The organism is Herminiimonas sp. (assembly GCF_030645555.1).
Classification (GTDB): Bacteria; Pseudomonadota; Gammaproteobacteria; order Burkholderiales; family Burkholderiaceae_D; genus Oxalicibacterium.
The window spans coordinates 1-5,907 of record NZ_JAUSME010000279.1; the positions used below are offsets into that span (position 1 = coordinate 1).

Below are 5,907 nucleotides of genomic sequence, written 5' to 3' on the forward strand. Positions count from 1 at the left end.
CGAGGTTTCGCCGGCGACCATCGCGATCGCCGTCCTTGCTGCTGTGTTAGCGGATGATGCCACGAGGCGATGCTTGTATGAATTCGCGCAACTGGCGCAGGTAAACGGCAGCGTCAGGTGACTTGCCCTCTTCAGCCAGCAGCGCAGCCTTGGCTTCTTCGAGCGGCAAACCGGAACGATAGATCATTTTGTAGGCACGCTTGATCGCCATGATCTGCTCGCTGCTGAAGCCGCGCCGTTTCAAGCCTTCACTATTGATGCCGGCCGGCACGGCACGGTTGCCGGCAGCCGTCACGAACGGCGGTATGTCCTGGCTGACGGCGGATGTAAATGCCGTCATCGCATGCGCGCCTATATGGCAGAACTGGTGCACTGATGTAAAGCCGCCGAGAAATACCCAGTCTTCCAGATGCACATGACCGGCCAGTGTCGCATTATTGGCAAGTATGATGTGGTCGCCGAGCTGGCAATCATGTGCGATATGCACATAAGCCATGATCCAGTTGTCGCTGCCGACACGCGTGACATGCGCGTCCTGCGTCGTGCCCAGATTGATGGTGACGAATTCGCGTATCGTATTGCGGTCGCCGATAGTCAGCTGGGTAGGCTCGCCAGCGTATTTCTTGTCTTGCGGTGCCGCGCCTATCGAGGCGAACTGGAATATCGTGTTGTCAGCGCCTATGCTGGTATGACCCTCGATCACCACATGCGGACCGATTTTGCTGCGCGCAGCAATTTTCACATGCGGGCCGATGATCGAGTATGCACCAACCTCAACCGACGCATCGAGCTGCGCCTTCGGATCAATAATCGCGGTTGGATGAATCAGCGCCATTACTGTCCCGCAGTTGCGCCCGCATCATTGATGGTGCGCATCGTGCACATCAACTCGGCTTCAAGCGCGAGTTGGCCATCGACAGAACCGCTGGCCTTGTACTTCCAGATGCCGCGTGCGTTGCGCAGGATTTCCACTTCCATTTTCAACTGGTCGCCTGGTTCGACCGGGCGCTTGAAACGTGCGCCATCTATGCCGATGAAATACACCACGCTATTGTCATCCGGCTTTTGCCCCATCGTCAGGAACGACAGCAAGGCTGCCGTTTGCGCCAGTGCCTCTATCATCAAGACGCCAGGCATCACCGGCTTGTGCGGGAAATGGCCATTGAAAAATTCTTCATTCGCGGTGACATTCTTGATCGCGGTAATCGACTTGCCGGATTCCCACGTCAATACGCGGTCAACCAGCAGCATCGGATAGCGATGCGGCAGATATTGTTTGATCTGGTTGATGTCGAGTGTTTTCATGTCGTTATTCATTCTTGTTTGTCACCGATTGATTTAATTATTTTTCCGAGTTCGCGAATTTTCTCACGCATCGTCGCCAAATTGCGCACGATGACTGCAGATTTTTCCCACTCGGCATTTTTTGCCAGGGGGTAAAAGCCGGTGTATTGCCCCGGTTCGCGTATCGAGCGCGTTACCATGCTGCCGGATGAAATGTGCACGTGGTCAGCGATGGTCAAATGCCCCAGCACCATCGCAGCGCCGCCAAACGTGCAGTATTTGCCTATCGTCGCGCTGCCGGCCACGCCGACGCAGCCGGCCATCGCAGTGTGTGCGCCGATATGGCAATTGTGACCGATCTGGATTTGATTATCGAGCTTGACGCCATCTTCAATCACCGTATCGGCCAGCGCACCGCGATCGATAGAGGTATTGGCGCCGATTTCCACATCATCACCTATGCGGACAGCGCCGGTTTGCGGAATCTTGATCCATGCGCCGCCTTCATTGGCGAAACCGAAACCATCGGCACCTATCACGGCTCCGGGATGGATAATCCCGCGCTTGCCCATACTGCAACCGGCAAGGAAGGTGACTCTGGGATAGAAATGCGTCGCAGCACCGACGCGGGCATCACGCCCTATGAAACCGCCGGCATCGATCACGCAAGCGTCTTCCACCACTGCCCCGGCTTCTATCGTCACATAGGGGCCGATAGAAGCACTCGCAGCGACGCTGGCAGTCGGGTCGACGCTGGCAGTCGGATGTATGCCTGCGGGTGCTACCCACGCATTCAACGATGTGAAAAATTGTGCTGCGCGCGCGAAATACGCGTAAGGGTTGTCGGTGACGATACGCGCACCTGGATAACTTGCAGCCACGACTTCATCGTCTGCAGCAGACAAAATCAAGGCGGCCGCATGCGTTTGCGCAGCCTGCCCTCTTAACTTGGGATTGGAGAGAAACGTGATGTGCGATGCATTTGCATCGCTTAACGGTGCAATGCCGACCACTTCGATGTCGGCATTGCCTATCAACCGGCCCCCCAAGCGTTCGACCAAATCTCCCAGCCGAGTGCTCATCGTTGCCTTATGATTTTATTTACCCAGCGCTTTGATTACTTTATCCGTGATGTCGATGCGCGGGCTGACATAAGCCGCATCTTGCAACACGATATCGAATTTCTCAGCTTCGGCGACCTGCTTGATCACCTTGGTAGTGCGCTCATACACGGTTGCCGTCTCTTCATTGCGGCGCTGGTTCAGGTCTTCCTTGTATTCACGCTGCTTGCGCTGGAAATCCTTGTCGACATCAGCCAACTCACGCTGACGTTTGGCACGTTCGGAATCCGACAATACCGGAGCGTCCTTGTCGAATTTATCCGCCAGTGTTTTCAAACGGTTGGCCAAATCCTGCAACTCCTTCTGGCGCCTGGAAAACTCCTGCTCCAACTTGGCTTCTGCCGCCTTGTACGGCGCCGCCTCCCTGATAACGCGATCAGGATTGAGGAAGCCGACTTTTGCATCCTGCGCTTGCGCAGCAGAAATCAAAAACACGCTTGCGGCCAATGCTGTCAAGCCTTGGGATACTACTGATAGTTTAGCTAAGGACTTCAAAATAATTCTCCGCATTTCAAATTTCGATTACTGAATCAGCATTATGCACCAAGCGATCAGAAACCTGTACCCAACTGGAATTGGAAGGCCTGGGTTCTGTCACGTTTAGTAGGATCGCTACTGTCATCTGCATTCAAGGCCTTGCCGAAACTCAACTTCAATGGCCCGATAGGCGATACCCAGCTAAAACCCAGGCCTATCGAAGTCTTGAAATCACCACCAAATCCGTCTGTATAGACGTTACCCGCATCAAAGAAGGTAAACCAGCGCAGGCTGCGATCATTGCCTGAGCCCGGGAACGGAAATTGCAATTCTGCATTGGCAATAATCCGTGACGAGCCACCCAAAGGATCGCCATTCAGGGCCTTGGGCCCCAGGGATGAACCTTCATAGCCGCGCACAGTGCCGATACCGCCGGCATAAAAATTCTTGAAGATAGGATAGTCTTTACCGCCCATCCCTTTACCGTAATTGACTTCACCATTCAAGGCCAGCGTGGTAGCGCCGCCGAACAAAGGCTGGAAGTATTGCTGCTGGTAGGTAGTGCGGAAATATGTCGAATCTCCGGCAGGCGAAATTTCAAAATTGGCGCGTTGATAACGACCTTTGGTCGGCACCAGTGCACTATCGCGATTATCGCGTTGCCATGCTGCCGTCAAAGGCACACCGATCGCGGAAGCAGAATGAATGCCAGTTGTCGTAATATTGGGCGAGTTCGGGTAAGTAGTGCCTCTTACAGCTGGATCCAGAGATGCGACATAACGTTTATATGCGTCCGGACTGTCATTGTAATTGCTGACACCCGTGTAGGTTTCCACGCTGGTCTGCTCAACACCGGCGCCGAAAAATATCGTATCGAATTCAGAAAACGGCACGCCGAATTTAATATTCGCACCGGTAGTGCGTATCCGGTAGTCGCTTGTATTGATGGTCGGCGGGCGGGTTGTACGCAGGAATACTTCATAACTGCGGCTGATGCCGTCATCAGTAAAGTAAGGATTGGTGCTGGAAACAGCGATCGTGCGATTCAAGCGGCTGGTATTGACATCGATGCCTATCGTATTGCCGCTGCCGAATGCATTCGTCTGATTGATCCCGCCGCTCAGGGACAGCTTCTCACTACTCGAAAAACCTGCGCCCAGCATAATGTTGCCGGTCGGTTTTTCAGTCACGCCCAGATTGATGTCAACCTGATCGGTTTTGCCCGGCACATCCGGCGTTTCTATGGTGACATCGGTGAAGTAATCGAGGCGATCGACGCGATCGCGCGACAGCTTGATTTTTTCGCCGTCGTACCAGGAATTCTCGAACTGGCGCAACTCGCGGCGTATCACTTCATCGCGTGTTTTTGTATTGCCGGCAATGTTGATGTTGCGTACATAAACGCGCTTGCCCGGATCGATCAATACTGTGAATGCGACTTCCTTTTTCTCGCGATCAATTTGCGGATTCGCATTCACGTTCGCAAACGCATAGCCGAAATTGCCCATGCGCTCGGAAATGTTCTTGGTGCTCGCAGTCAGCTTTTCGCCTGAGTAGACATCGCCTTTTTTCAGTTGCAGCAGCGAATTCAATTCTGCTTCGCGGCCGAACATTTCACCCTCGAGCTTGATGCCGGAAAAGGTATATTTCTAACCCTCGTTGATGTTGATGGTGAGGTAGATATCCTTCTTGTCAGGCGAGATCGACACCTGGGTCGATTCGATCTGCATTTCGATGTAACCGCGGTTCTGGTAAAAGGATTTCAATGCCTCGATATCGCCAGCCAGTTTCTGCTTCGAATACTGGTCCGCCTTCGTATACCAGGTAAACCAGCCCGGCGTACGCAGGCTCAACTGCTTGATCAATTCTTTTTCGCTGTAAGCCTTGCTGCCGATGATATTGATATTCTTGATACGGGAGACATCGCCTTCATCCACCGCAAAATTGATCGATACACGGTTGCGCTCCACTGGCGTGACCGTGGTCGTAATCAGTACACCATACAAGCCGCGCGACAGATACTGGCGTTTCAATTCCTGTTCGGCCTTGTCCACCAGTGCCTTGTCGAAAATGCGCGATTCACCGACGCCGATTTGCTTCAATGCCTTGGTCAATTGCTCCTTGTCGAATTCCTTGGTGCCGGAAAATTCGACACTGGCAATCGCCGGGCGTTCTTCGACAAAGACAACCAGCACGTCTCCCTCGACCTCGATACGCACATCCTTGAAGAAACCGGTTGCATACAGTGCCTTGATCGCGGCCGCACCTTTGTCATCAGTGAACGTTTCACCGACGCGCACCGGCAGATAGCTGAACACCGTACCGGCTTCGGTACGCTGTATGCCTTCCACGCGGATGTCTTTGACGGTGAAAGGATCCGCTGCCTGCGCATACCCCGAGCACAGTGCAAAGGCCGCAACAGCGATAAGGTGACGAGGAAATGTCGGCAAAGGGAAACGCTCTGAATATAATTTCATTGGCTATCGTAAATTAAGATACTAGTCAGGCTTGGGTTCAGGGAAAGACTGCCTCGTTCAGGAAATCAGGCGGTTGATGTCATTAAAGACCGCCACCAGCATCAAGGTCATCAATACTCCCACCCCTGCGCGCTGGGCAATTGCACCAAAACGCTCAGAGACGGGACGACCCGTCAAAACTTCCACAGCATAATACAGCAAATGACCGCCATCGAGCACCGGGATAGGCAGCAGATTCATGACACCCAGACTGATGCTGACGAAGGCGATAAAACTGAGGTAACTGATCAGGCCGATACGCGCGGTCTGTCCCGCATAATCGGCTATCGTGATCGGGCCAGTCACATTTTTCCAGGAAACCTCGCCCACGATCATCTTGCCGACCATCTTGATCGTCATCACGCTGGTATCCCAGGTCTTTTCCGTCGCCTTGAGCAAGGCGGCAAATGGCGACTGGCTGGCCACCACCATGTCCGGCATCATCGGCACTTCAACCTTGATGCGGCCGAACACCTGTCCATCCTTGCTGACCTCATCCGGTGTGACAG

At 53.6% G+C, this 5,907-nt stretch carries 5 protein-coding genes and 1 pseudogene; all 6 read right to left on the reverse strand.

Going from position 1 to position 5,907, the window contains the following annotated elements; translation table 11 throughout:
• Positions 1-46: 46 nt before the first annotated feature.
• Entirely contained in the window at positions 47-835 is a 789-nt protein-coding gene (gene lpxA, locus Q7T06_RS10710) for an acyl-ACP--UDP-N-acetylglucosamine O-acyltransferase (RefSeq protein ID WP_304784464.1), read from the reverse strand.
• Positions 835-1,305, reverse strand: coding sequence for a 3-hydroxyacyl-ACP dehydratase FabZ (fabZ, locus tag Q7T06_RS10715; protein ID WP_304784466.1), 471 nt, complete (start codon positions 1,303-1,305; stop codon positions 835-837). Before fabZ ends, lpxA begins: the two co-directional genes overlap by 1 nt.
• A gap of 8 nt (positions 1,306-1,313) precedes the next feature.
• Positions 1,314-2,366, reverse strand: coding sequence for a UDP-3-O-(3-hydroxymyristoyl)glucosamine N-acyltransferase (gene lpxD / locus Q7T06_RS10720; RefSeq protein ID WP_304784468.1), 1,053 nt, complete (start codon positions 2,364-2,366; stop codon positions 1,314-1,316).
• A gap of 15 nt (positions 2,367-2,381) precedes the next feature.
• Positions 2,382-2,915, reverse strand: a complete 534-nt coding sequence (locus tag Q7T06_RS10725; protein ID WP_304784470.1) for an OmpH family outer membrane protein — start codon at positions 2,913-2,915, stop codon at positions 2,382-2,384.
• Between the two features lie 41 nt (positions 2,916-2,956).
• Positions 2,957-5,359: pseudogene (bamA, locus tag Q7T06_RS10730) on the reverse strand (outer membrane protein assembly factor BamA).
• Between the two features lie 57 nt (positions 5,360-5,416).
• Positions 5,417-5,907: RIP metalloprotease RseP (gene rseP, locus Q7T06_RS10735; RefSeq protein ID WP_304784472.1), on the reverse strand; the 491-nt coding region annotated here is incomplete at its 5' end.